Origin of the sequence: Roseateles sp. NT4, assembly GCF_051857475.1 — a bacterium.
Classification (GTDB): Bacteria; Pseudomonadota; Gammaproteobacteria; order Burkholderiales; family Burkholderiaceae_C; genus Pelomonas.
Map to the genome: position 1 here is coordinate 1,382,929 of NZ_JBPZGZ010000002.1, position 21,988 is coordinate 1,404,916.

The 21,988-nt window shown below is 69.0% G+C and carries 19 protein-coding genes, 1 pseudogene and 1 riboswitch; of the genes and pseudogenes, 9 read left to right on the forward strand and 11 right to left on the reverse strand.

Translation table 11 applies throughout. From position 1 onward, the window contains the following. Positions 1 to 2: 2 nt before the first annotated feature. Complete coding sequence (locus tag ACS5PN_RS16135; RefSeq protein WP_439464996.1) at positions 3 to 638, reverse strand: DUF6515 family protein; 636 nt, start codon at positions 636 to 638, stop codon at positions 3 to 5. A 120-nt stretch (positions 639 to 758) separates the two neighbouring features. Between ACS5PN_RS16135 and ACS5PN_RS16140 the strand changes: the two genes are divergently transcribed. Continuing rightward, on the forward strand, positions 759 to 1,385 hold the full coding sequence (locus ACS5PN_RS16140) for a glutathione S-transferase family protein (protein ID WP_439464997.1): 627 nt from the start codon (positions 759 to 761) through the stop codon (positions 1,383 to 1,385). 68 nt (positions 1,386 to 1,453) lie between these two features. Here the strand turns inward: ACS5PN_RS16140 and ACS5PN_RS16145 are convergent, their stop codons facing one another. The 5 genes and pseudogenes from ACS5PN_RS16145 to ACS5PN_RS16165 all read right to left on the reverse strand — a co-directional run bounded on the left by ACS5PN_RS16145 (position 1,454) and on the right by ACS5PN_RS16165 (position 5,728). Continuing rightward, a complete protein-coding gene (locus ACS5PN_RS16145; protein WP_439464998.1) occupies positions 1,454 to 2,215 on the reverse strand; it encodes a MerR family transcriptional regulator in 762 nt (253 codons plus the stop codon). Between the two features lie 60 nt (positions 2,216 to 2,275). Next, positions 2,276 to 3,403: an ABC transporter permease gene (locus ACS5PN_RS16150; RefSeq protein WP_439464999.1), complete on the reverse strand. Its 1,128-nt coding sequence runs from the start codon at positions 3,401 to 3,403 to the stop codon at positions 2,276 to 2,278. 83 nt (positions 3,404 to 3,486) lie between these two features. Continuing rightward, positions 3,487 to 4,149: pseudogene (gene ccmA, locus ACS5PN_RS16155) on the reverse strand (heme ABC exporter ATP-binding protein CcmA); the annotation flags it as partial. After that, entirely contained in the window at positions 4,146 to 5,087 is a 942-nt protein-coding gene (locus tag ACS5PN_RS16160) for an HlyD family secretion protein (RefSeq protein ID WP_439465000.1), read from the reverse strand. The pseudogene ccmA and the gene ACS5PN_RS16160, both read right to left, overlap by 4 nt. Before the next feature lie 11 nt (positions 5,088 to 5,098). Further along, a complete protein-coding gene (locus tag ACS5PN_RS16165) occupies positions 5,099 to 5,728 on the reverse strand; it encodes a TetR/AcrR family transcriptional regulator (protein ID WP_439465001.1) in 630 nt (209 codons plus the stop codon). Between the two features lie 59 nt (positions 5,729 to 5,787). Next, a riboswitch (SAM riboswitch) is annotated at positions 5,788 to 5,863 on the forward strand. A 44-nt stretch (positions 5,864 to 5,907) separates the two neighbouring features. Here ACS5PN_RS16165 and metX point away from each other — a divergent pair. Continuing rightward, a complete protein-coding gene (gene metX, locus ACS5PN_RS16170) occupies positions 5,908 to 7,092 on the forward strand; it encodes a homoserine O-succinyltransferase MetX (RefSeq protein ID WP_439465002.1) in 1,185 nt (394 codons plus the stop codon). Continuing rightward, entirely contained in the window at positions 7,089 to 7,664 is a 576-nt protein-coding gene (gene metW / locus ACS5PN_RS16175) for a methionine biosynthesis protein MetW (protein WP_439465003.1), read from the forward strand. Before metX ends, metW begins: the two co-directional genes overlap by 4 nt. Positions 7,665 to 7,671: 7 nt before the next feature. Here the strand turns inward: metW and ACS5PN_RS16180 are convergent, their stop codons facing one another. Then, complete coding sequence (locus ACS5PN_RS16180; protein WP_439465004.1) at positions 7,672 to 9,570, reverse strand: M61 family metallopeptidase; 1,899 nt, start codon at positions 9,568 to 9,570, stop codon at positions 7,672 to 7,674. Positions 9,571 to 9,681: 111 nt separating this feature from the next. Between ACS5PN_RS16180 and ACS5PN_RS16185 the strand changes: the two genes are divergently transcribed. Then, positions 9,682 to 10,542 carry a hypothetical protein gene (locus tag ACS5PN_RS16185; protein WP_439465005.1) on the forward strand — a complete coding sequence of 287 codons (861 nt, stop codon included), beginning with the start codon at positions 9,682 to 9,684 and terminating at the stop codon, positions 10,540 to 10,542. Here the strand turns inward: ACS5PN_RS16185 and ACS5PN_RS16190 are convergent, their stop codons facing one another. From ACS5PN_RS16190 to ACS5PN_RS16200, 3 genes are all read right to left on the reverse strand, one after another. Then, on the reverse strand, positions 10,543 to 10,743 hold the full coding sequence (locus tag ACS5PN_RS16190) for a hypothetical protein (protein ID WP_439465006.1): 201 nt from the start codon (positions 10,741 to 10,743) through the stop codon (positions 10,543 to 10,545). A gap of 103 nt (positions 10,744 to 10,846) precedes the next feature. Next, the gene (locus tag ACS5PN_RS16195) at positions 10,847 to 12,580 is read right to left on the reverse strand and encodes an MORN repeat-containing protein (RefSeq protein ID WP_439465007.1); all 1,734 of its coding nucleotides are present in this window, start codon (positions 12,578 to 12,580) and stop codon (positions 10,847 to 10,849) included. Then, a complete protein-coding gene (locus ACS5PN_RS16200; RefSeq protein WP_439465008.1) occupies positions 12,577 to 13,908 on the reverse strand; it encodes a hypothetical protein in 1,332 nt (443 codons plus the stop codon). Before ACS5PN_RS16200 ends, ACS5PN_RS16195 begins: the two co-directional genes overlap by 4 nt. A gap of 118 nt (positions 13,909 to 14,026) precedes the next feature. Here ACS5PN_RS16200 and ACS5PN_RS16205 point away from each other — a divergent pair, with 118 nt between their 5' ends. Both ACS5PN_RS16205 and ACS5PN_RS16210 read left to right on the forward strand, forming a co-directional pair. Further along, complete coding sequence (locus tag ACS5PN_RS16205; RefSeq protein ID WP_439465009.1) at positions 14,027 to 15,502, forward strand: M20 family metallopeptidase; 1,476 nt, start codon at positions 14,027 to 14,029, stop codon at positions 15,500 to 15,502. A gap of 4 nt (positions 15,503 to 15,506) precedes the next feature. Continuing rightward, positions 15,507 to 16,454 (forward strand): LysR substrate-binding domain-containing protein, encoded by a 948-nt coding sequence (locus ACS5PN_RS16210; protein ID WP_439465010.1) that lies wholly within the window; start codon positions 15,507 to 15,509, stop codon positions 16,452 to 16,454. Between the two features lie 150 nt (positions 16,455 to 16,604). Here ACS5PN_RS16210 and ACS5PN_RS16215 read toward each other — a convergent pair whose 3' ends face one another. Next, on the reverse strand, positions 16,605 to 17,159 hold the full coding sequence (locus ACS5PN_RS16215) for a hypothetical protein (protein ID WP_439465011.1): 555 nt from the start codon (positions 17,157 to 17,159) through the stop codon (positions 16,605 to 16,607). A 16-nt stretch (positions 17,160 to 17,175) separates the two neighbouring features. On the opposite strand from ACS5PN_RS16215, the gene ACS5PN_RS16220 reads away from it, so the two are divergent. The 3 genes from ACS5PN_RS16220 to rsmA all read left to right on the forward strand — a co-directional run bounded on the left by ACS5PN_RS16220 (position 17,176) and on the right by rsmA (position 21,787). Continuing rightward, positions 17,176 to 19,620, forward strand: coding sequence for an LPS-assembly protein LptD (locus ACS5PN_RS16220; protein WP_439465012.1), 2,445 nt, complete (start codon positions 17,176 to 17,178; stop codon positions 19,618 to 19,620). Continuing rightward, the gene (locus ACS5PN_RS16225) at positions 19,620 to 20,915 is read left to right on the forward strand and encodes a peptidylprolyl isomerase (protein ID WP_439465013.1); all 1,296 of its coding nucleotides are present in this window, start codon (positions 19,620 to 19,622) and stop codon (positions 20,913 to 20,915) included. Before ACS5PN_RS16220 ends, ACS5PN_RS16225 begins: the two co-directional genes overlap by 1 nt. Positions 20,916 to 21,004: 89 nt before the next feature. Beyond that, positions 21,005 to 21,787: a 16S rRNA (adenine(1518)-N(6)/adenine(1519)-N(6))-dimethyltransferase RsmA gene (gene rsmA, locus ACS5PN_RS16230; RefSeq protein WP_439465014.1), complete on the forward strand. Its 783-nt coding sequence runs from the start codon at positions 21,005 to 21,007 to the stop codon at positions 21,785 to 21,787. The last annotated feature ends 201 nt before the right edge of the window (positions 21,788 to 21,988 follow it).

The following is a 21,988-nucleotide window of genomic DNA, read 5'->3' on the forward strand; positions in this document are numbered from 1 at the left end:
CTTCACTTCATCGTGTAGCCGCGCCCGTCCATGCAGGCCTCGACGGCGCGGTTGAACACGCTGACGTCGGCCTGGGCGTTCGGCTGCGTCGTCGCCCAGCGGTTGCAGTCGCGGCGGTCGTTTTCCAGCTGTTCGGGCGGCTGGCCGTTGCGCGGGTAGATGATGGGTTCGGCCTTGGGCGCGGGCGGCGGCGGGGCCGGCATGACCTGGGCCGTGGCAGCCTCGGGCGGCGGCGTGACGACGGCATAGCCCTCGGGCACGGCGCGGTAGTAGACGCCGCCGGCGTAGTAGTAGGGCAGGCCGCCCAGGGTCAGGGTCACATAGGCCGGTGGCAGCAGCGGGATGACCAGGCCGACCGGCGGCAGCACGACGCGGTAGCTGCCGCCGTAGGGGCGGTACCAGACACCGCCATGGAACCAGTAGCGGCCCGGGCCGGCACCGATCATGACGGCGCCATAAGGCACATGCGGCGCCACATAGCCGGGGGCGGGGTAGTAGTGGTCGTGGTGGTAGCGGTTGTCGAACACCATGCCGATGTTGGCGCGCACGCGCACGTCGGCGTGGGCGCTCGGGGCCGAGAAGGCGGCGCACAGCGCAAGGACAGCCGCGGCGGAGGTGTGGAGCAGGGTCTTGGTCATCGTCTTCAACCCGAAGTCAGGGGTGGATTGCCAACGCCATCAGATTGGCGTGGGTGGACTGCCGCGGCATTGCGGCAACGTAAAGTTCCGCGCTTCCTCCTGTCGCCACGCTGTCCCGCCATGATCGAACTGTTTTACTACCCCAGCAACGCCAGCTTTGCGCCCCATATCCTGCTCGAGGAAATGGGCATTCCCTACACGCTGCGCCAGGTCGACCGGGCCAACAACGAGCACAAGTCGCCGGCCTATCTGAAGCTCAATCCGAACGGCGTGATCCCGGTATTGATCGATGGCGACCTGGTGCTCTACGAGACGGCCGCCATCCTGATGCATCTGGCCGACTGCCACCCTGGGTTTGCGCCAGCGCCCGGCACGGCCGAGCGGGCCCAGTACTACAAGTGGATGGTCTGGCTGACCAACACGCTGCAGGCCATGCTGATCCATTACTTCTACCCGGATCGCATGGCTGCCAACGCAGACGAGGTCAAGGCTCGCGCCGAAGCCCAGATCGCGCCGCTGCTGGACCAGATGGACGCCGAACTGGCCCGCCACGGTGGCGACTGGTTCCTCGGCCAGCAGTTCACCGCCGTCGACCCGCTGGCCTTCATGCTGTGCCGCTGGACGCGCATGCAAGCCAATCCGGCCAAGACGCGACCGGCCCTGGGGGCCTATCTGAAGCGGGTCTTCGAGCGCGCGGCGGTGCAGCGCGTGGTGGCCAAGGAAAAGCTGCCTGACCCGGTCTACTGAGTCGGGACCGAGAGCAGTCCACTGCGGACTGCTAGACGCCTGACGAAGGACTAACGCCTTGCAAGGCGTTAGGCATGACCAAGGGCGGCTTCAATGCCTGCTGCGACGTAGGTTGCCAATCCGGGAGCAACGCGGTCGAAGTGCGCCGCAAAGCGCTCGTCGCCCGTGTAGAGCAAGGCGAGTTGCGCATGCATCTCGCGGCTGCAGGGGTAATGCCAGCGGTCGATGTGGCTGCGGTGGGCTTCGACCATGGCCAGGGCCGGCGCCGCAGCGGCGGCCACGCCGGCCTTCAGCAGCACAGCCCAGTCGGCCAGGATGGCGGCTTCCTCGGCGTCCATGATGGCGACGTCGGCCGGCGTGCGGGCGCGGCGGCGCTGCTCGGAGGTCTTCCAATGCGAGGTGTTGCCCCAGCGCGCTTGCGCTTCGTCGGCAAAGGGCGGGGCGCCCGGTTCGGGTTGGGGCGGGGCGATGTTTTTCAGGCTCATGGTGGATGTCAGTTGTTGGACGTCGGCAAGGGCCCGATCCAGGGCGGCCAGACGTGCCTGCATCGCCTGGCTTTCAGCCAGCAGGACTTCGCGCTGGTCCTGCATCTCGGCCTGCAGCGTGGCGGCGTCGGCGGCCAGCAGGTCCGTGATGCGCTCCAGCGCAAAGCCCAGTTGACGCAGCCAGACGATGCGCAGCAGCTTCTCGACATCCGCCTCGCGGTAGCGCCGGTGTCCGGCCTCGCTGCGCGCGGGGGCGAGCAGGCCGAGGCTTTCGTAGTGGTGCAGGGTGCGGACGGTGACGCCCGCGCGTTGCGCGAGTTCGCCGGGGTTGAGCAGGGCTGTCATGGTCGTCTTGTATCGAACGCCGTGAAGTCTGAGACCTGACGCAACGTCAGATGCAAGCACTCAATCCAAGGTTTGACGGTAACGGAGCAAGGCGACGCCACCGGCGACCGTCAGAAAGGCCAGCATCGGCCACAGCTCCGGCAGCAGCTCGGCCGCCCCCGAGCCCTTCAGCATGACGCCGCGCACGATGCGCAGGAAGTGGGTCAGCGGCAGCACCTCGCCCACGTATTGGGCCCACTGCGGCATGCCGCGGAAAGGGAACATGAAGCCTGACAGCAGCATGGACGGCAGGAAAAAGAAGAAGGTCAGCTGCAGGGCCTGGAGCTGGTTCTTGGCCAACGTCGAGAAGGTGAAGCCCACGCCCAGGTTGGCCAGCATGAAGACGCCGATCATGGCCAGCAGCAACGTCACGCTGCCCACCATGGGCACGTTGAAGAGCAAAAAGGCCGCACCAAGGATGACGCCCAGCTGCACATAGCCCAGCACCACGTAGGGCAGGATCTTGCCGGCCATGACCTCGAAGGGGCGCACCGGCGTGGCCAGCAGGTTTTCCATCGTGCCGCGCTCGCGCTCGCGTGTCATGGCCAGGGCGGTCAGCATGACCATGGTCATCGTCAGGATGGTGCCCACCAGCCCGGGCACGATGTTGTAGCGGCTCAGGCCCTCGGGGTTGTAGCGACGCTGGATGCGCACCTCAAAGGGCAGGGCTTGTGGCGCGCGTGAAGCCAGGGCGCCGCGCAGATCGCGGTTGAGTGCGGTCTGGCCCAGCTGGCTCAGCGCCGCGATGGCATTGCCGGCCGCCGACGGGTCGGTCGCATCGGCCGCGATCAGCACGGCGGGCTTCTCCCCGCGCACGACGCGGGCGCCGAAGTCGTCCGGCACGACGACGAGGAACTGGATATCACCGCTCTGCAGCAGCGCGTCGCCGCGTGACTCCGCGATGCCGCTTTCGACGACGCGGAAATAGCCGCTCGTCTGCAGGGCCGCGACCAGGCTGCGTGCCATCGGGCTGCTGTCCTGCGACACGACCGCCGTCGGCAGGCCCTTGGGGTCGGTGTTGATGGCATAGCCGAACAGCACCAGCTGCATGATGGGCACGCCCGCCGCCATCGCGAAGGTCAGCTTGTCGCGCAGCATCTGCTGCACTTCCTTGAGCGCGATGGCGAACATGCGGGCCAGGGCTTGCATCAGGCGGCTTCGCTGAAGTTGTCGGTGGCCTGGCCGACGAGCTTGACGAAGGCGTCTTCGAGATCCTTGGCGCCCGCTTCCTTGACGATGGATGCCGCGCTGCCGCGCGCCAGCACGCGGCCGTAGGCGATATAGACCAGCTCGTCGCAGCGCTCGGCCTCGTCCATGTAGTGGGTGGAGACCAGCACCGTGATGCCCTCCTGGGCCAGCAGGTGGATCTGGTCCCAGAACTCGCGCCGCGCCTTGGGGTCGACGCCGGCGGTGGGTTCGTCCAGCAGCAACAACTTCGGCTTGTGCAGCAGGCAGGCCGCCAGGGCCAGGCGCTGCTTCCAGCCGCCCGACAGTGCGCCGGCGAGCTGCTTCTGGCGCGTCACCAGGCCCAGGCGCTCGAGCGCGGCATCGACGGCTTCCTTGCGGTTCTCCATCGAGAACAGCCGCGCGATGAAGTCGAGGTTCTCGCGGATGGACAGGTCTTCGTAGAGGCCGAACTTCTGCGTCATGTAGCCGACCTGGCGCTTGACTTCGGCGGCCTGGTGGCGGAAGTCCAGGCCCAGCACCTTCCCCTCACCCGCATCGGGCGTCAGCAGGCCGCAGAGCATGCGCAGCGAGGTTGTCTTGCCGCTGCCGTTGGGGCCGAGGAAGCCGACGATACGGCCGGTGGCGACCTGCATGTCGACGTTGTCGACCACCTTGCGGTTGCCGTAGGACTTGGACAGCCCTTTGACGTCGATGGCGAGGTCGGTCATTGCGTCACGTCCAGAGGCTGGCCGGGGTGCAGCTTCTCGGCGTCCTCGGCCTTGATCGGCCGCGCCTCGACGAGGAAGACCAGCTTGTCGCGCTGTTGGTTGGAGTAGATGACCGGCGGCGTGTACTCGGGCCCCGCGGCGATGAAGCTGATACGCGCCGTGATGGCCGTTCCGCAGCCGTCGCAATGCAGGTTGACGGTCGCGTCGAGCTTCAGCGAACCGACGACCGATTGCGGCACATAGAAGCGCGCCTTGCGGTTGGCCGGCGGCAGCAGGGCCAGCACCGGCTGGCCGGCGCCCACCCATTCGCCGGGGCGCATGAAGACGTCCTGCACACGGGCCGGCATGGGCGCGCTCTGGCGCTTCTGCTCGACGCGCCAGGCCGTCTGCGCGCGGCCGCTCTCGGCCGCCTGCGCGAGGGCGCGCGCCGCGTTGCGCTCGTCTTCGCGCGCCGGCAGCCGGCCCACCTGCAGCGCAGCGTCCAGCTCCATCACGCGGGCGCGGGCCTGGGCCAGCACCGTGGCGGCATCGTCCACGCGGGCCTGGGCGACAAAGCCCTTGGCCAGCAGCTCCTGCTGGCGGGTCAGGTCGATGCTGGCCAGGCGCTCGGCGGCGCGGGCCTGATCGAGCTGGGCCTGGGTGACGGCCAGCTCGGGCTGGCGCCGGCCCTTGTCGGCGTCCTGCGCCTGGGCCTGGGCGCTCTGGGCACGCGCGCTGGCCTCGGCGTCGGCCGCGATCTCCGGCGTCGCATCCAGCGCGAACAAGGCCTGGCCGGCGGCCACGGCCTGGCCCGAACGCACGGCCAGGTCGGTGAGCCGGCCGGCGACCGGCGGCGCGATATAGACCAGCTCGGCCTCGGCATAGCCCGTCCAGCCCTGGGGCGGCTTGTCGCTGCAGCCGGCCAGCAGGGCGGGGATCAGGAGCAGGGTGGTTCTCATCATCATCTCCATCAGACGCCGCTCGCGAGCCCGAGCAGCGCCCATTCGATGCGGCGCTGCAGGGCAGCGTCAGACAGCACTTCCTCGTCCACCGCGGCCAGCAGCGCAGGCGGCACGGCGCCGATGGACTTCATGCCGCCGACCAGGATCAGCGGCGCAATGACGGCGCCCATCAGGAAGGAAAAGCGTGTCAGCAGGGGCCGCTGCGGCAGCCGGCTCTGGGCTTCGGCTTCCTGCAGCAGGGCCAGCAGCACGCCCAGATGGCGCGGTGCATTGGCGCGCAGGAAATCCTGGGCAACGACCTCGCCGGCCTGGGCATCGGCCCAGACGCGGGCGATCAGCGGCCGGTGCTCACGCACGAAGCGGGCCACGCCCATCAGCGCGGCGGCCAGGCGTTCCATGACGTCGGCATCGCCCTGCACGTTCAGCGACAGCGCGCTGAACATCTCCTCGTAGTGCTGCTGCAGCAGGGCGCGCAGGAAGGCGTCCTTGCTGCCGAAGTGGTAGTGCACCATGGCCGGGTTGACGCCTGCGGCTTCGGCGACGCGGCGCACCGAAAGGCCAGCGCAGCCCAGCTGCGGATACAGCGCAGCGCCGGCGGCGAGCAAGGCCTGGTCCTGATCCTGGCTGGGGCGGGGCATGACGGCGATTATTAGTCGGTCGTTCAGTAACTGCAAGCCGTCGATGCCGCTAGACTTCGTACCCATCAAGCGCCGATTTGTTCCGGATTGCGGGCGCTCAATAAATGCCGCTAAACAGGGCTCCGATCAACCGGCGTCCCGCAACAGTGGCCGCCGGTTTTTTGTTTTTGGAGTGGGCCATGACGGGCCGTAGCGTCGGCGACGTATCGCCGCAGAGTTTTCATTTCGACGAGCCGCTGCCGCTGCGCAGCGGGGCCAGCCTGCCGGCCTATGACCTGATGGTCGAGACCTATGGCCAGCTGAATGCCGAGCGCAGCAATGCGGTGCTGGTCTGCCATGCGCTGAACGCCAGCCACCACGTCGCCGGCACCTACGCGGGTGAGGCCAAGAGCGAAGGCTGGTGGGACAACCTCATCGGCCCCGGCAAGGCCCTGGACACCGACAAGTTCTTCGTCATTGGCGTCAACAACCTCGGCTCCTGCTTCGGGTCCACAGGTCCGATGCATGTCAACCCGGCGACCGGCCGCGCCTGGGGCGCAGACTTCCCCGTCGTCACCGTGCAGGACTGGGTCGACGCCCAGGCCCGCGTCGTCGAGCGCTTCGGCATCCTGAAGCTGGCGGCCGTGCTGGGCGGCAGCCTCGGCGGCATGCAGGCCCTGGACTGGGCGCTGCGCTACCCCGAGCGCGTCGGCCACTGCATCGCCATCGCGACGGCGCCCAATCTGTCGGCCCAGAACATCGCCTTCAACGAGGTCGCTCGCCGCGCCATCGTCACCGACCCCGACTTCCACGGCGGCCACTTCTACGCCCACGGCGTGGTGCCCAAGCGCGGCCTGCGCGTGGCGCGCATGATCGGCCACATCACCTACCTCAGCGACGACGTCATGGCCGAGAAGTTCGGCCGCGAATTGAAGGGTGGAAAGGATGGAGCTCTGGGCTATTCGACCCAGGACATCGAGTTCCAGATCGAGAGCTATCTGCGCTACCAGGGCGACAAGTTCAGCGACTACTTCGACGCCAACACCTATCTGCTCATCACGCGGGCACTGGACTATTTCGACCCGGCGGCCGAGCATGGGGGTGACCTGACGCGCGCCTTCGCCTCGGCGCGGGCCAAGTTCCTCATCGCCAGCTTCACGACCGACTGGCGCTTCTCGCCCGACCGCTCGCGCGAGATCGTCAAGGCCCTGCTCGACAACCGGCTGGATGTGAGCTACGCCGAGATCGACGCCCCGCACGGCCACGATGCCTTCCTGCTCGACGACCCGCGCTACCACGGCGTGCTGGGCGCCTATTTCGAGCGTATCGCCGGCAACCTATGCCCCGCCGCCCGGCCTCTGGCCATCAAGGGGGTGGCCGTATGAGCTTCGACCCCGCCATCGCGGCCCTGGTGCCGCCGGGCTCGCGCGTGCTCGACCTCGGCTGCGGCACCGGCGAGCTGCTGGAGCACCTCATCAAGCACAAGGGCTGCACGGGCTATGGCGTGGAGCTGGACGACGCCAACCTGCTGGCCTGCATGAAGCGCGGCGTCAACGTCATCCAGCGCAATCTGGAAGAGGGCTTGTCCATCTTCGAGGACCAGAGCTTCGACGTCGTGCTGCAGCTGGAGACCCTGCAGCATCTGCGCAATGCCGAGCAGATGCTCAAGGAGACGGCCCGTGTCGGCAAGCTGGGCATCGTCAGTTTCCCCAACTTCGCCCATTGGCCCAACCGCCTGCAGGTGCTGTTCGGCCGCATGCCCGTCACGCGGGCCCTGCCTTACGAGTGGTACGACACGCCCAACATCCGCGTCGGCACCTTCGCCGACTTTGGCGTGCTGGCCCGCAAGAACCGCCTCAAGATCCTCGACAGCTTCGGCCTGCAGGACGGCGGCGTGGTGCGTTCCATGCCCAATCTGCGGGCCAGCGTGGCGGTGTTCAAGTTCGAGCGCGAGTGAGGTCGGTTCAGCGCGGCTTCAGGATGTCGGCCAGCCGGTCCGGCGTGCCGTCGACGCGTTCCAGCCGCGGATAGCGCGGGCCGCTGCGGCCGTCGAAGCTGACGACGCGGTAGTCGTCGTCGCGCTTGACCAGCCACTCCATCGCCGTGCCGTCATCACGCGCGGCCTTCAGCGCGGCCTCGGCGCGCTCGGGGGTGTAGGCGCGGCCTTGCACGGCCAGCAGCTGGTCACCCGGCGCCAGGCCCTGGCGGAAGGCGGGTGAGTCCCAGGACACCTGCTGCAGCTTGCCGTCGCTGGCGACCGTGACGCCGACCGAGTACAGCATCGAGAAGCTCGGCTTCTTGGGGTGGACGGAAGCGAGATCGAGGGCGCTGCGGGCATCGGCGAAGGCCAGGCGCCAGCCGGTGTGCTCCAGGCCGCTGGGCGCGGGTGCGCCGGTGGCGGGCCGCAGGCCGTCCAGGCGCTCGCGCAGCAGGCCGCGCCAGTCCAGCGGCTGCACCTGGTTCAGCGCGGCGACGACATCGTCGAAGCCATAGGGGCGGGGCCGGCGCTCGCCGTCGCGGGCGGCGACGAAGACGCGGGCGAAATCGTCCAGCGAGCGCCGGCCCTCGCTGCGCTCGCGAATCAAGGCGTCGATGCCCAGCCACAGCCGCAGCGCCGACTCGGGATAGTAGTCGAAGCCGCCGAACCAGTCGCCCCAGCGCAAGTCGTCGGGCCGCGGCAGCATGGCGTCGTTCACCGTGTCCTGCAGCGGCCGCCAGCTGCGGCGCGGCTGCTGGGCCTGGTAGGCGGCCATCAGCGCCAGCGCGCGCTGCACCTGGGCAGGTGTGCTCACGCCGCTGCGCGCGGACAGCACATGGCCCCAGTAGGTGGTCAACCCCTCATAGACCCACAGCAGTTCGTTGCTGGTCGGCGTGTTGAGGTCGTCGCGCAGCAGCGTGGCCGGCCGGCGCAGCTTGCCGTTCCAGGCGTGCACGAACTCGTGGGCGACGAGGTTGCGCATGCGCTCGGCGGTGGCCCAGTCCTCCAGGAAATTGCCGGGCAGCTGCATCTCGGTGGACTCGTGATGCTCGAGGCCGTCGATGGGCAGGGCCTCGGCATTGGCGAGCAGCATGTCGTAGTGGCGCCAGGGCCGCGCGCCGAACAGCGCATCGGCCTGCCGCACGAGTTGGCGCAGCGCCTCGACCTGCGCGTCGCTGGCGGCGATGCGGGCGGGCTCGTCGCCGAACAGGTGCAGCGTCACCGGCCGTGGCGTGCCCGGCGCATCGAGTTCGATGCGGCGGTGGAAGGCGCCGGCGTAGACCGGCGAGTCCATCAGCGTGTCCAGTGGCTCCGGCTCGAAGGCGATCCAGCCTGTCGGCGTGGTGGGCGCGGGGCGCTCGCGCAGCGCGCTGCCCCAGCCCCAACCGGCGGGCAGGCGCAGTCGTGCGTCGACCGTGTAGTCGCGCATGGGCCGGCCGGCCGGATAGAGCAGCAGGCTGGTCCAGGCGACGCCGAGCAGGTCGCGGCCACGCAGCGGTGCCACAGGGCCGCTATCCGCGCCCAGCCACTGGTAGCTGATGTCCAGCGTCGTGGCACCCCGAGGCACGTCGATGTCGAAGGCCTGGGGCTGGTTCGGCGCGCGGCGCCACGGCAGGCGCTGAGCCCCGAGCATGACGACCAGTCCGCCGATCTGGGCCACATGCCCGACCGGCCCGTGATAGCCGGGCAGCCAGAGCGGGTAGAGCAGGCGCAGCCGGCCCTCGTGCACCGGCAGCGTCAGCCCGACCTGGACGATGCCCTGGCCTGTGTTGCTGGCATCGACGTTGACGGTCAGGGTCTCGGCGGCCCGGGCGCCGGCCGTGCCGGCTGCAGCCAGGGCGATCCACATGGCGGTGGTCGCGATCCAGTGCGAGATGGGCTTCATGGCAATCCTCGTGGCAGATGCGGAGTCGAGGCGTTCTCCCCGACACCTGCTCATTCAGACGGAATCCCTGCACCAACCGGACATGGCCGATGCCGCGTAGAGTCGTCTGCCATGCGCCGCGCCCGCTTCCTCGCCTCAGTCCTGGCCGCCGGCATGGCGCCCTGGGTGCGGGCGGCGCCGGCGCCGTTGCGCTTCATCTACCCCAATCTCAACGATATGGGCGAGGCCGGCTTCGGGTATCGAGCCCTGCAGCTGGCGCTGCGCCACTGGGGCCAGCCCTTTGAGCTGCAGCTGGCGCCGGCGGCCACCAACATCCCGCGCTCGCTGCGCGCGCTGGCGCAGGGCGAAGTGAGCGTGATGGACCTGGGCACCAGTTCCGCCTTCGAACGGCAGTTCCAGCCCATTCACCTGCCCATCGATCGCGGCCTCAGCGGTTGGCGGCTGCTCGTCATCCGCGCCGATGCCGCGCCGCGGTTTTCGACGCTGGGCAGCCTGGAGCAACTGGCTGGCATGCGCGCCGGCCAGGGTGCGAACTGGCCGGACGCCGCGCTGCTGCGCGGCAGCGGCCTGCCGGTCGTCACGGCCGATCACATCAGCCTGTTGTTCAAGCTGCTGCAGGCCGGTCGCTTCGATTACCTGCCGCTGGGCCTGAACGAAGTGCACACCCTGGTGCGACGCTACCGTGCCAGCGCGCCCGATGTGCTCGTCGAGCCGCATCTGGCCCTGGTCTATCCCTTTGCACGGCTGTTCTTCGTGCGCCGTGGTGACGAAGCGCGCCGGGCGGCGATTGCCGAGGGCCTGGGCCGCGCTTTCGACGACGGCAGCTTTCAGGCGCTGTTCGCCAACGACCCCGTCACGCGGGGCTCGCTGGCGCAAGCCCGGCTGGCCGAGCGGCGCGTGCTGCAGATTGCCAACGCCGATCTCAGCGAGGCGACGCGCGCTATTCCCGCGCGCTATTTCATCAAGCCCTGATCAGGCCGACTTCTTGTGGCCCTTCTTGGCCGCCTTCTTGTGCTTGGCCTTGGCAGGCTTCTTGGCGCCGGTCTTGACCATGGCGCCCGAGCTGGCGTGGCTGGCCTTGTGGTGCTGGGCCACGCGTGCCTCGGCGGCGGGGGCGGCGAAGGCGGCGGTCAGGGCGATGGCGAGGGCGGCAGCAGTGGTCTGGATCTTCATGGCGAAACCTTTCGGGAGCGGATGCCGTCAGCCTAACTCAGGGCCGGGGCGGCGCCTGTGAGAAGTCCGTCAGTCGGCGCTCGCCGATGCGGCGCGGCCACAGCTAGCTGCCCTTGCGGATGACCTGGCCGTCGTCGGTGCGCTCGTCGTCCTTGAACACGCCCTCCCAGCGGTCGCCGCTGGGCCAGAAGAAGGTGCCCTGGCCATGCTTGAGGCCGCGCGCCCAGGCGCCGTCGTAGCGCTCGCCGCTCTTCCAGGCGTATTTGCCCTGGCCGTTGGCCTTGCCGGCCTCGAACTGGCCCTCGTAGATGTCACCGTTGGGAAAGACCATGCGGCCCGCGCCCTGGGGCAGGCCAGCCGCCATCTGGCCTTCGTACTGGTTGCCATTGGCGAAGCGCATCTTGCCCTGGCCCTGGGGCTTGTCGTTGACCCAGTCGCCCTCGTAGCGCTGGCCGCTCATCCAGACATAGCTGCCCTTGCCATGCGGCAGGCCCTGGCGAATCTGGCCGCTGTAGACATCGCCCGAGGAATAGGTCAGCTTGCCTTCGCCTTCGGGCTGCCCGTCCACCACCGTGCCTTCGTAGTGGTTGCCGTTGGCGAAGGTCATCGCGCCGCGGCCGGTGGCGCGGTCGGCCGCCCAGTCGCCCTTGTAGCGCTGACCACCCACCCAGCGGATCTCGCCGACGCCCTGGCGCTGGCTGTGCGTCAGCGGGCCTTCGTAGACATCGCCGTTCTTCCATTCGACGCGGCCGGTGCCGGACACGGTGTCATCGTCGTTGCGCGTGAATTGGCCGATGTAGTGGGTGTCGCCGGCGACGCGGTCGAAGAGCTTGGGTTCGGGGGGGGGCGCGGCCACCGGTGCGGCAGCGACGGCGATGGGCGTGATCGGCGTGGCGGCGGCCTGGCGCAGCGGTGTCGTGGCGGTCGCAGCGGCAGCGGCCGGCGGTGCGTTGGCGGAGGGCTTGCCGGTGGTGGTCGCCGCCGGCTTGGGCGCCGCAGCCACCACGGTTGCCGGCGCCGCCGTGGGAGCACCCGGCAGCGGCGTGGCCACCCAGGGCGTGCCGCGTTCGCGGGCCAGGGCCTGGGCGTTGTTCAGGGCCAGCTCCTGGGCGCTGCCCTTGCAGAGCCTCGCCGTGTCGCGCCACAGCGTCTCGCCGATCTGGCTCTGGGTCTGGCGCTCGGCCAGCGGCAGGGCGGCGCCGCTGTTGCGTAGCTTGCCGGAGAACTCGCGGGCGCGCTCGAAGGGCGGGGCGCAGAACTCGGCGTTGTGGCCGTCGATCTCGCTTTGTTCGCGGCGGCGCTGGGCGGTCTGCTGCTGGCTGCCGTTGCATTGCTCGGCGGCCAGCTCCCACATGCCCTCGGCCTTGCGGTAGAGGCTGGCGGCGTCGGAGAAACGGCGCTCGCCAAAGGCCGCGCGAGCCAGGTCCTGCAGCGAGGCCGCGTCACGGTGGGCGGTCTCGCACTGGCTGCCGGCCTGCAGCTTCTCAGCCAGGGCGTCGCGGCTCTTCTGGCTGTCGGCCAGGTTGCGCTGGGCGCGCTCGCGGGCCCGGCCGTCGCAGGTGGCGATGGCCGCCCCCCACTCGGCCACGGCTTCGTCATGGAGCTTGACCAGGGCCTGCAACGGTTGGTTCTGCGACTGTGCCGTGGCGGCGCGCAGGTCCGATGACAGCGCGCGGCTGGTCAGCTGGGCGCAACTGGGCGGCGGCGGTGCGGGGGCCGCCTCGGGCTCGGACGCAGCCGGCTCGGGCGCCGACGCTGCACTGGCGGCGGGCTCGGGGGGCGTCTGGGCCTGGGCCAGCGCAGCCGCGAAAACCAGCAGGACTGCGGCCCGCCTCATTTCTTCTTGGCTCCCGATTCGGCCGGCATCTCGAGCATGGCGTCGACCAGGCCGCGCGAGAAGCGGTTGGCACCGGGGTCGTCGGCGCTTTCGAAGCTGAAGCTGCCCTGGGCCGAGGCCAGCGGCATGACGCCGATCTCACGGGCCAGGGATTCGGCCTTGAAGCCGCCGAGCAGGGCGACGACCTCGGCCTCGAAGCCGCGTGCTGCCGCGACCTTGTTCAGCGCCGCGAGACGCTCGGCGTCGAAGAGGAAGGCATTCATGGCCAGGCTGCGCTCGATGAGCTTCTGGTGCAGGGAGAAGCCGGCCAGCGGCGGCGCGCCCAGGGCCGCCATGCGGGTGAAGGCCCAGGCGTCGGCACGCTCGAAGGCGGTGGCGGCGATGCGCGAGATGCCCGACAGCGAACCGCGGTTGGCGGCCGCGGCCTGCATGACGTTGACGACCTGCTGGCGCGTCAGCTGCTGGGCGGCGTCGACCAGGCCTTCGCGGATCTTCTGCGCGGCCAGGGCCTTGCCCTGCTCGATGAGCTGCTGCTTGAGGATTTCGCTGGCCACGTTGGCGGCGGCGCTCTTGGCCGCGCTGATGGCGGCATCGGCCGCCAGCGCGGCCGCCTTGACGCCTGAGGCCAGCGTCACGAGGTTGTAGAGGGTGCCGCCGATCTTCAGGGCGTAGTGGTAGGTCTTCATGCGGGCCCCGCCTTCTTCGGACAGGCCCTGGGTCCACAGCACCATCCACAGCGCCTCGTCGGGCGTGGGTTCGGCCTGGGTCAATTCCAGCGGATGCAGGCTGAGCAGCCAGTGGTAGTCCTGCAGCTCGGGCGTGTTGGGCGGCGCGAAGCGGGTGTAGCCGCGGCAGACCTCGAAGGGCTTGATCTGCACCGCCTTGCCCGCCGTGGTGCCGACGGTGAAGGGCTTGCCTTCGTCCCGCGCCGCAGCCAGCCACTCCAGCAGCTTCTCGCCGTCGTCGCTGTTCTGGCCCGCGACATGGTTGACGCGCGTGCCCATGGGCAGGGGCGAGTCCTGGGTGACGGCGATGACGGTCAAGCGTTCGTCCACCTGCAGGGCGCGAACCCAGGCGACGCGGTCGTTCTCGCTCCATCCGGCGCTGGTGGCCACGGCGAAGGGCAGTTCCCACTGCTTGTCGCACTCCTTGTCCTTCAGCGCCGCGCTGCGGGCGATGGCGGGGCGGATCAGGCGCTCACCGGCGCCATAGGCGCGCATGCCGGCCAGCAGCGTCTCGTCGACCTTGCGGCCGTCGTCGACGGTGAACTTGGGGCCAGAGGCGCAGCCGGTCAGCAGCGCAAGCAGAACAATCAGTAACAGGCGCATGGCGGCGAGCCTAAGCGGTGACCCTGTGGGACGTCGCCCGTAGTTCTACGTAAGCCGCGTGATGCCTTGCCCACAAGCCTAAACTGGCGGATCGCGCCACAAGCGCCAGGAGTACGCCATGAATGCACGTGATCCCAACCTGCCCCTGCAAGCCGACGAGGCGACCGCCCTGGGCAGTTTTGCCGCCCGCGTCTGGGACGAAGAGATCGTTCCCGCCCTGACCGACTACATCGCCATCCCGGCCAAGAGCCCGATGTTCGACGCCGACTGGGAGAAGAACGGCCACATCGAGAAGGTGCTGACCCAGGCCGCCGCCTGGGTGGAGAGCAAGAAGGTTGCCGGCCTGAAGCTGGAGGTCATCCGCATTCCCGGCCGCACCCCGGTCATCTTCTTCGAGGTGCCGGCCACCAAGGCCGGTTCGCAAGACACCGTCGTCGTCTATGGCCACCTGGACAAGCAGCCCGAGTTCAGCGGCTGGCGCAGCGACCTCGGCCCCTGGACGCCCAAGTACGAGAACGGGCTGCTCTATGGCCGCGGCGGCGCCGACGACGGCTATGCGGTCTATGCGTCCCTGACGGCCATCATGGCCCTGGACAAGCAGGGCATCCCGCGGCCGCGCTGCGTCGGTCTCATCGAGACCTGCGAGGAGAGCGGCAGCTTCGACCTGCCGGCCTATCTCGACATCCTCAAGCCCCGCCTGGGCAATGTGTCCCTCGTCGTCTGCCTGGACTCCGGCGCCGGCAACTACGACCAGCTCTGGCTGACCACCTCGCTGCGCGGCATGGTGTCGGGCGTGCTCAAGGTCGAGGTGCTGACCGAAGGCATCCACAGCGGCGACGCCTCGGGCGTCGTGCCGTCCAGCTTCCGCATCCTGCGCCAGGTGCTGGACCGCCTGGAGGACAGCAAGACCGGCCGCCTGTTGCCGGAGAGCTTCCACTGCGAGATCCCCGGCGCCCGCCTGGAGCAGGCGCAGCTGACGGCCGCCATCCTGAAGGAAGAGGTCTACAAGCGCATGCCCTGGGCCTGCGGCGCGGACGGCGGCCCGGTGCTGCCGGTGACGACCGATCCGGTCGAGGTGCTGCTGAACCGCACCTGGCGGCCGACGCTGTCGGTGGTCGGCGCCGACGGCTTCCCCGAGCTGAAGAACGCCGGCAATGTGCTCCGCCCCTACACGGCCTTCAAGCTCAGCCTGCGCCTGCCGCCGCTGGTGGATGGCAACGAGGCCGCGCTGCGCCTGAAGACCCTGCTGGAGGACAACGCGCCCTACAACGCCAAGGTGACTTTCACGCCTGATGGCCGTGCCGGGGCCTATGGCGCCACCGGCTGGAACACGCCCGAGCTGTCGCCCTGGCTCAGCCAGGCGCTGAATGACGCCAGCCAGGCCCAGTTCGGCGCGCCGGTCGGCTATATCGGCCAAGGCGGCACCATCCCGCTGATGAGCATGCTGCAGAAGGGCTTCCCGGCCGCGCAGATGATGGTCTGTGGCGTGCTGGGCCCCAAGAGCAATGCCCATGGCCCCAACGAGTTCCTGCATGTGCCCTATGGCAAACGGCTGACCGCGGCCGTCGCGCAAGTGATGGCAGCGCACCCCTGACCGGATGGACCAGCTCCGCGCCATCAAGGTTTTTGTCCGCGTCATCGACGAGGGCAGCTTCGCCGCCGCGGCGCGGGCGCTGGACCTGGCGCCGGCCGTTGTCACGCGCCTGGTGGCCGAGCTGGAGGAGCATCTCGGCACCCGGCTGCTGAACCGCACGACGCGGCGGCTGTCGCTGACCGAGATCGGCGAGGCCTACCTCGAGCGGGCGCGGCGCATCCTGGCCGACGTGGACGAGGCCGCGGCCCTGGCCGCGTCGGCGACCCAGGAGGTGCGCGGCCTGCTGCGTGTGCTGTGCCCGCCGGCCATCGCCGTGCACCAGCTCGCCAAGCACCTGCCCAAGTTCCACCGCGAATACCCGCTGGTGACGCTGGAGCTGACCTCGCCCGGCCCTGTCGAGACGGTGGACGACGCCTACGACCTGACCATTTTCCTGTCGCGCGAGACGCTGGACGGCGATTTCATCGCCCGGCGCCTGGCGCGCAGCGAATTCATCATGTGCGCCTCGCCGGACTACCTCGACCAGCGGGGTCGCCCCCAGCATCCAGCCGATCTGAAGCAGCACGACGCTCTGCTGCCGCCCACGCCTGCCCTGATGCGCGGCCTGACGCTGCAGCGCGGCGACGGCAAGGAAGAGATCACCTTGCCGATCGTGCCCTCGCGCGCGACGCTGTCGACCACGCACATGGACACCAACTACGCCGCTGCCCTGCACGGCCTGGGCGTGGCGGGCCTGCCCAGTTTCATGGTCGAGGACGCGCTGCTGGAACAGGCCCTGGAGCGCGTCATGCCGCAGTGGCGCCTGTTCGGCACGACGCTGTGGGCCGGCATGCCGACGCGCAAATACGTGCCGGCGCGCACGCGGGCCTTCCTCGACTTCCTGCTGGAAATCTTCGGCGGCGAGGACAAGGATCCCTGGCTGGTGGCCGCGGGTTGCGCCACCTGTCCTTGAGCCGCTCGCCCAGCCTGGCACCGCTGAACGCGGGCCCGTCTGGTCGGTCCCCCTGGGGGACGGTGATGCTTGCGGCATCGAGCCGCAAGCACATCAACTGCGGGCCGGCTTGGGACGGCCCGGCGCCGGTCCGCGCTGAACGCCGGGCAGCTATCTCAGACTGAAGCCGAGTTCGAAGAATTCAGGGCAGCGCGCTTCCAGCGTCCGTTTCAGCGCCCCGAAAGCAACATAGCGGCTGGACGTCTTGGCGATGTGCGCCAGCAGCCGGCGCTCCTCGGCGTGGTGCTGGCTGATCAGCACCAGATGCTGGCGCAGGGCGCTCCATTCGAGCTCGCGCCAGTATTCGCCGAAGTCCGCCGCCAGCTCTTCTTCGAGCAAGCCCTCCTTGCGGCATTCCTCCCAGTGGCGCACGGCCCAGTCGATCTCGCGGGCTTCTTCCCAGGCCAGCTCCGGCGGGCGCAGCAGGGCGGCCAGTTCATCCGTCACGCTGCCCCTGGGGGCGTCGTCGATGAGGCGGTGCAGCACCTTGTCCAGGCCGCTGTCGATGCCGTCCTGGGTGATGCGGGCCAGGCCGGCGCGCAGGGCGGTCGGGTCGGGCGGCGTCAGCGGGGCGGGATGGGCGCGCAGCTCGGCGCAGGCCTCGCGCATCAGGCGGTCGGCGTCTTCGGGGCGGGCGAGCAGGTCGGCAATCAGCTGGGATGTCATGGAGAGGAAGTCCCTCGTGGATAATGAAATTCTAAGAACCGCCGGCCCCGGCATCCTCACCGACTTCGAGCTTTTGCCGCTCTCGCCGCCCGTGCCGCGCTCGCCGACCTCCCCCATCCAAGCCCAGCTGTCCACCCTTGTCGCCCTGGCCCTGTGCGCCTGGGGGCAGGCGTCGGCCCAGCAGGCCGGCACCGAAGAGGCGCTGCCGCTGCGGGGCAGCCGGGTGCTGGGCCCGGCCTCCAAGGGGGCGACCAAGCCGGCCCTGGTCATCAGCGCCGACAAGGTCTCGGCCCAGATGGATCAGAAAGCCGAAGGCCAGGGCAATGTCGAGCTGCGCTACGGCGAGCTGGTGCTGAACGCCGACAAGCTGGACTACGGCGTCATCGATGACCTGGCCAAGGCCGAAGGCCAGGTGCGCATCAACCACAACGGCAATGTCTTCACCGGCCCGCTGCTGCAGCTCTATGTGAGCCGTTTCGAGGGCGAGTTCCTGACGCCGCGCTTCTTCCTGGCCGCCACTGGCGGCGCCGGCAAGGCCCGGGTGCTCAAGTTCCAGGACAGCGAGCACATGAGCGCCTCCGAGGGCAGCTACACCAGCTGCCCGGCCGAGGAGAACCAGGAGCCGGCGTGGCAGATCACGGCCAGGAATCTGCGCCTGGACCTGGCCGCCAACGAAGGCCAGGCCGACGGCGCCGTGCTGCATTTCCTGGGCGTGCCCATCCTGGCCGCGCCCTCGCTGAGCTTCCCGCTCAGCTCGGCGCGCAAGTCGGGCTGGCTGCCGCCCAACATCTTCCTGGACAACCGCAGCGGCTTCGAGTTCGGCGTGCCCTACTACTGGAACATCGCGCCGCAGCGCGATGCGACCGTCACGCCCTTCGTCATGACCAAGCGCGGCGTGGGCCTGGACAGCGAGTTCCGCTACATCGAGCCCAACCACGCCGGCCGCATCAACGTCGACCTGCTGCCCAGCGACCGCGTCTTCGGCAGCTCGCGCTGGAGCCTCAAGCTCAACAACGACGGCCACGTCTTCGGCGACTGGCGCTACCGGCTCAAGAGCGAGCGGGTGTCCGACGACGACTACTGGAAAGACATGTCGCGCCGCGTCGAGAGCCAGACGCCGCGCCTGCTGTCCAGCGACTTCACGCTGAACCGCCAGCGCGAGTTGTCCTGGGGCGTCATCGACACCTATGCCCGCATGCAGCGCTGGCAGGTCCTGCAGGGTGTCGACGCGCCCTTCGACACGCCTTTCCAGCGCAGCCCCCAGGTCGGCGTGCGCGTGACGACGGCGGCCGACGAGGCCGTGCTGGACAGCTTCCGTCCCTGGGGCCGCAAGGCGCGCCTGGAGGGCGGGCTGGAGCTGGAATACAACCGCTTCGACCTGCCGAGCTCGGCCCTTGCCGGCCAGCAGCGCGGCGGCCAGCGCGTCCACGCACTGGGCCATGTGGCCGCGCCGCTGGGCGGCGAGGCCTGGTGGTTCATTCCGCGCTTGTCGGTCAATGCGGCGGCCTACGACCTGGACCGTGCCCAGCCGGATGGCAGCACGCGCATGCACCGCGTCATCCCGACACTGAGCATCGACCACGGCTGGGTGTTCGAGCGCGACACCACGCTGCTGGGCCGCGACTACCGCCAAAGCCTGGAGCCGCGGCTGCTCTACGTCAACACGCCCTACCGCAATCAGCTCAATCTGCCCAACTTTGATTCGGCGCCGAAGGACTTCAACTTCGACTCCATCTACACGGACAACCAGTTCTCGGGCGTGGACCGGGTGTCGGACCTGCACGCCCTGAGTGCCGGCGTGACCAGTCGCTGGATCAGCGCGAACTCGGGCGAGGAGATCCTGCGCCTGGGCGCCGTGCAGCGCTTCCTGTTCCGCGATCAGCAGATCACGACCGAGGGCCCGCCCGTCACCCAGCGTTTCTCCGACCTGCTGCTGGCTGCCGCCGCCCATCTGGACGAGAAGTGGTGGGCCGACGGCACGCTGGAGTTCAACCCTGAGACCAACCGCTCGGTGCGTTCGGTGTTGCGGGCGCGCTATTCGCCGGGGCCGTACAAGACCATCAGCGTCGCCTACCGCCTGGCGCGTGCCCAGAGCGAGCAGGTCGAGGTGGCCTGGCAATGGCCCCTCTGGGGCACGCCCGTCACCTCGCGCGGCGCCGACAGCAAGGCCTGCGGCGGTGCCTGGTACAGCGCCGGCCGCGTGCAGTACTCGCTGCGCGACCGTCGCCTGACGGATTCCGTGGCCGGTTTTGAATACGACGCCGGCTGCTGGGTGCTGCGCTGGGGGGTCGAGCGCCTGTCCACCGGCCGGGCCGAAACCAACACGCGCCTGATGCTGCAACTGGAGCTGGTCGGTCTGTCACAGCTCGGTTCGAACGCCCTCAAGGTCTTGAAGGACAATGTGCCCGGTTACCGAAGGCTGAGCTCCGACCGCTCGCCGAGTTCAGATTTCCAACCATGATGCATCGCCTAGTTCCCCTTGTTCTGGCTCTGGCCGCTTTCACCGCCTCGGCCCAGACGCCCACGCTGCAGCCGGGGGACTACATCGCCGCCGTCGTCAACCAGGACGTCGTGGCCGCCAGCGAGGTCATCCAGCGCACCGAAAGACTGCGCCAGGAAGCCCGCCAGCGCGGCGAGGTCATGCCCGAGACGGCCGGCCTGCGCAAGCAGGCCCTGGAAGCGCTGATCGAGGACCGGGTGCTCGTCACCTACGCCCGCGAGAACGGCAACAAGATCGACGAGGCCGAGTTGGACCGCGTCGTTGCCAACGTGGCCGCGCAGAACAAGCTGACCATGGCCCAGCTGCGCGACCGGCTCAAGCAGGACGGCACCGACTACAAGAGCTTCCGCGAAAACCTGCGCGACCAGATGATGACGGAGCGCGTGCGCGAACGCGAGGTGCAGGGCCGCATCAAGGTGACCGACGCCGAGATCGACGCCTATCTCGACAAGAAGCGCGCCGAGCTTGCCGGCGGTGGCCAGATCAACATCGCCCAGGTGCTGGTGCCCGTGCCCGAGGGCGCGTCGGAAAGCGTTGTCGCCGAGCGCCGTGCCCGTGCCGAAGCGGCGCTGGCCCGCATCAAGGGCGGCGAAGACTTTGCCCGCGTGGCGCGTGAAGTCTCGGAGGACGGCAACAAGGCCCGCGGCGGCGAAATCGGCATGCGTCCGGCCGACCGCCTGCCCGACGTCTTCGTCAATGCCACCAAGGGCCTGAAGAGCGGCGAGGTCGCTCTCGAGATGCTGCGCACCGGCGCGGGCTTCCACATCCTCAAGGTCGTCGAGCGCCAGGGCGGCTCGTCCCTGACGCAGAGCACGCAAACCCATGCCCGCCACATCCTGCTGCGCCCCTCGGCCCAGCTGACGGCCGAGGTCGCGGCCCGCCGCCTGGCCGAATACAAGCGCCAGATCGAGACCGGCCAGGCCAGGTTTGAGCAGATCGCCAAGGACAACTCCGAGGACGGCAGCGCCCCTGAAGGTGGCGACCTGGGCTGGATGGGCGCTGGCGGTTTCGTGCCCGAGTTCGAGGAAGCCATGAATGCGCTGCCGCTGAACGGCATCTCGGGCCCGGTCGTGTCGCGCTTCGGTGTCCACCTGATCCAGGTGCTGGAGCGCCGCACCGTCGAGGTCGAGATGCGCCAGCTGCGCGATCAGGCCCGCAATGCGCTGCGCGAGCAGAAGTACGACGAGGCCTACCAGGACTGGGTCAAGGACCTGCGCACCAAAGCGTTCGTCGAAGTGCGCGAATGGCTGGATTGACCCACCCCGTACCGGCTTCGCCGGCCCCCTCAAGGGGGCACTGCCAGCGGCCCGGCAAAGCCGGCTCCGCGGCAGTCGCTGGGTAATTCATGAAATCTCACATTCCGAGAAAGCGCTTCGGGCAGCATTTCCTGACCGACAAGGCGCTGATCGACGCCATCGTCGACATCATCGATCCGCAATCTGGCGAGACCCTGGTCGAGATCGGTCCCGGCCTGGGCGCGATGACGCTGCCGCTGCTGGCGCGCATTCCCAAGGGTTCGGTGCCCTTGACCGTCATCGAGCTGGATCGTGACCTGGCGGCGCGTTTGCGCAAGCGCGACGACGTCGAGGTCATCGAGAGCGATGTGCTCAAGGTCGACTTCAAGGCCCTGGCTGTGACCAAGGGCGCGAAGTTGCGCGTCGTCGGCAATCTGCCCTACAACATCTCGACGCCCATCCTCTTTCATCTGCTGGAGGCAGTGGACGATGTGGTCGACCAGCACTTCATGCTGCAGAAGGAAGTCGTCGACCGGATGGCCGCCGGGCCGGGTGGCAAGGATTATGGGCGTCTCAGCGTCATGCTGCAGTGGCGCTATGACATCGAGTCGGTGCTGGACGTGCCGCCCGAGGCCTTCGACCCGCCGCCGCGGGTGGATTCGGCCATCGTGCGCATGCTGCCCCTGAAGACGCCGCCGGCCGTGGACCCGGCCCTGCTGGGGGCGCTGGTCGCCAGCGCCTTCTCGCAGCGCCGCAAGCTGCTGCGCCACAGCCTGGGCCACTGGCTGGCCGAGCGCGGCTATGCGGGCCACTTCGACCTGCAGCGCCGGGCCGAGGAGGTGCCGGTCGACGAGTTCGTCGCGCTGGCGCTGGAAGTGCCGCAGCAAAAATGAAAAACGGGACCCGAGGGTCCCGTTTTTGCATCGAGGGTTCAGCGCATCAAGCTGCGTTCAACCACATCGACGTGTCAAAGGCGCTGCACATCATCGGCATGTTCATGCCGAAGTTGGGGTTGCCAATCGTCGCCTTGGCGCTCTTCGGCGCAGGCTTCTCAATAACCGGGGCCACCTCAGCAGCCCGCTCCCATGACCCGT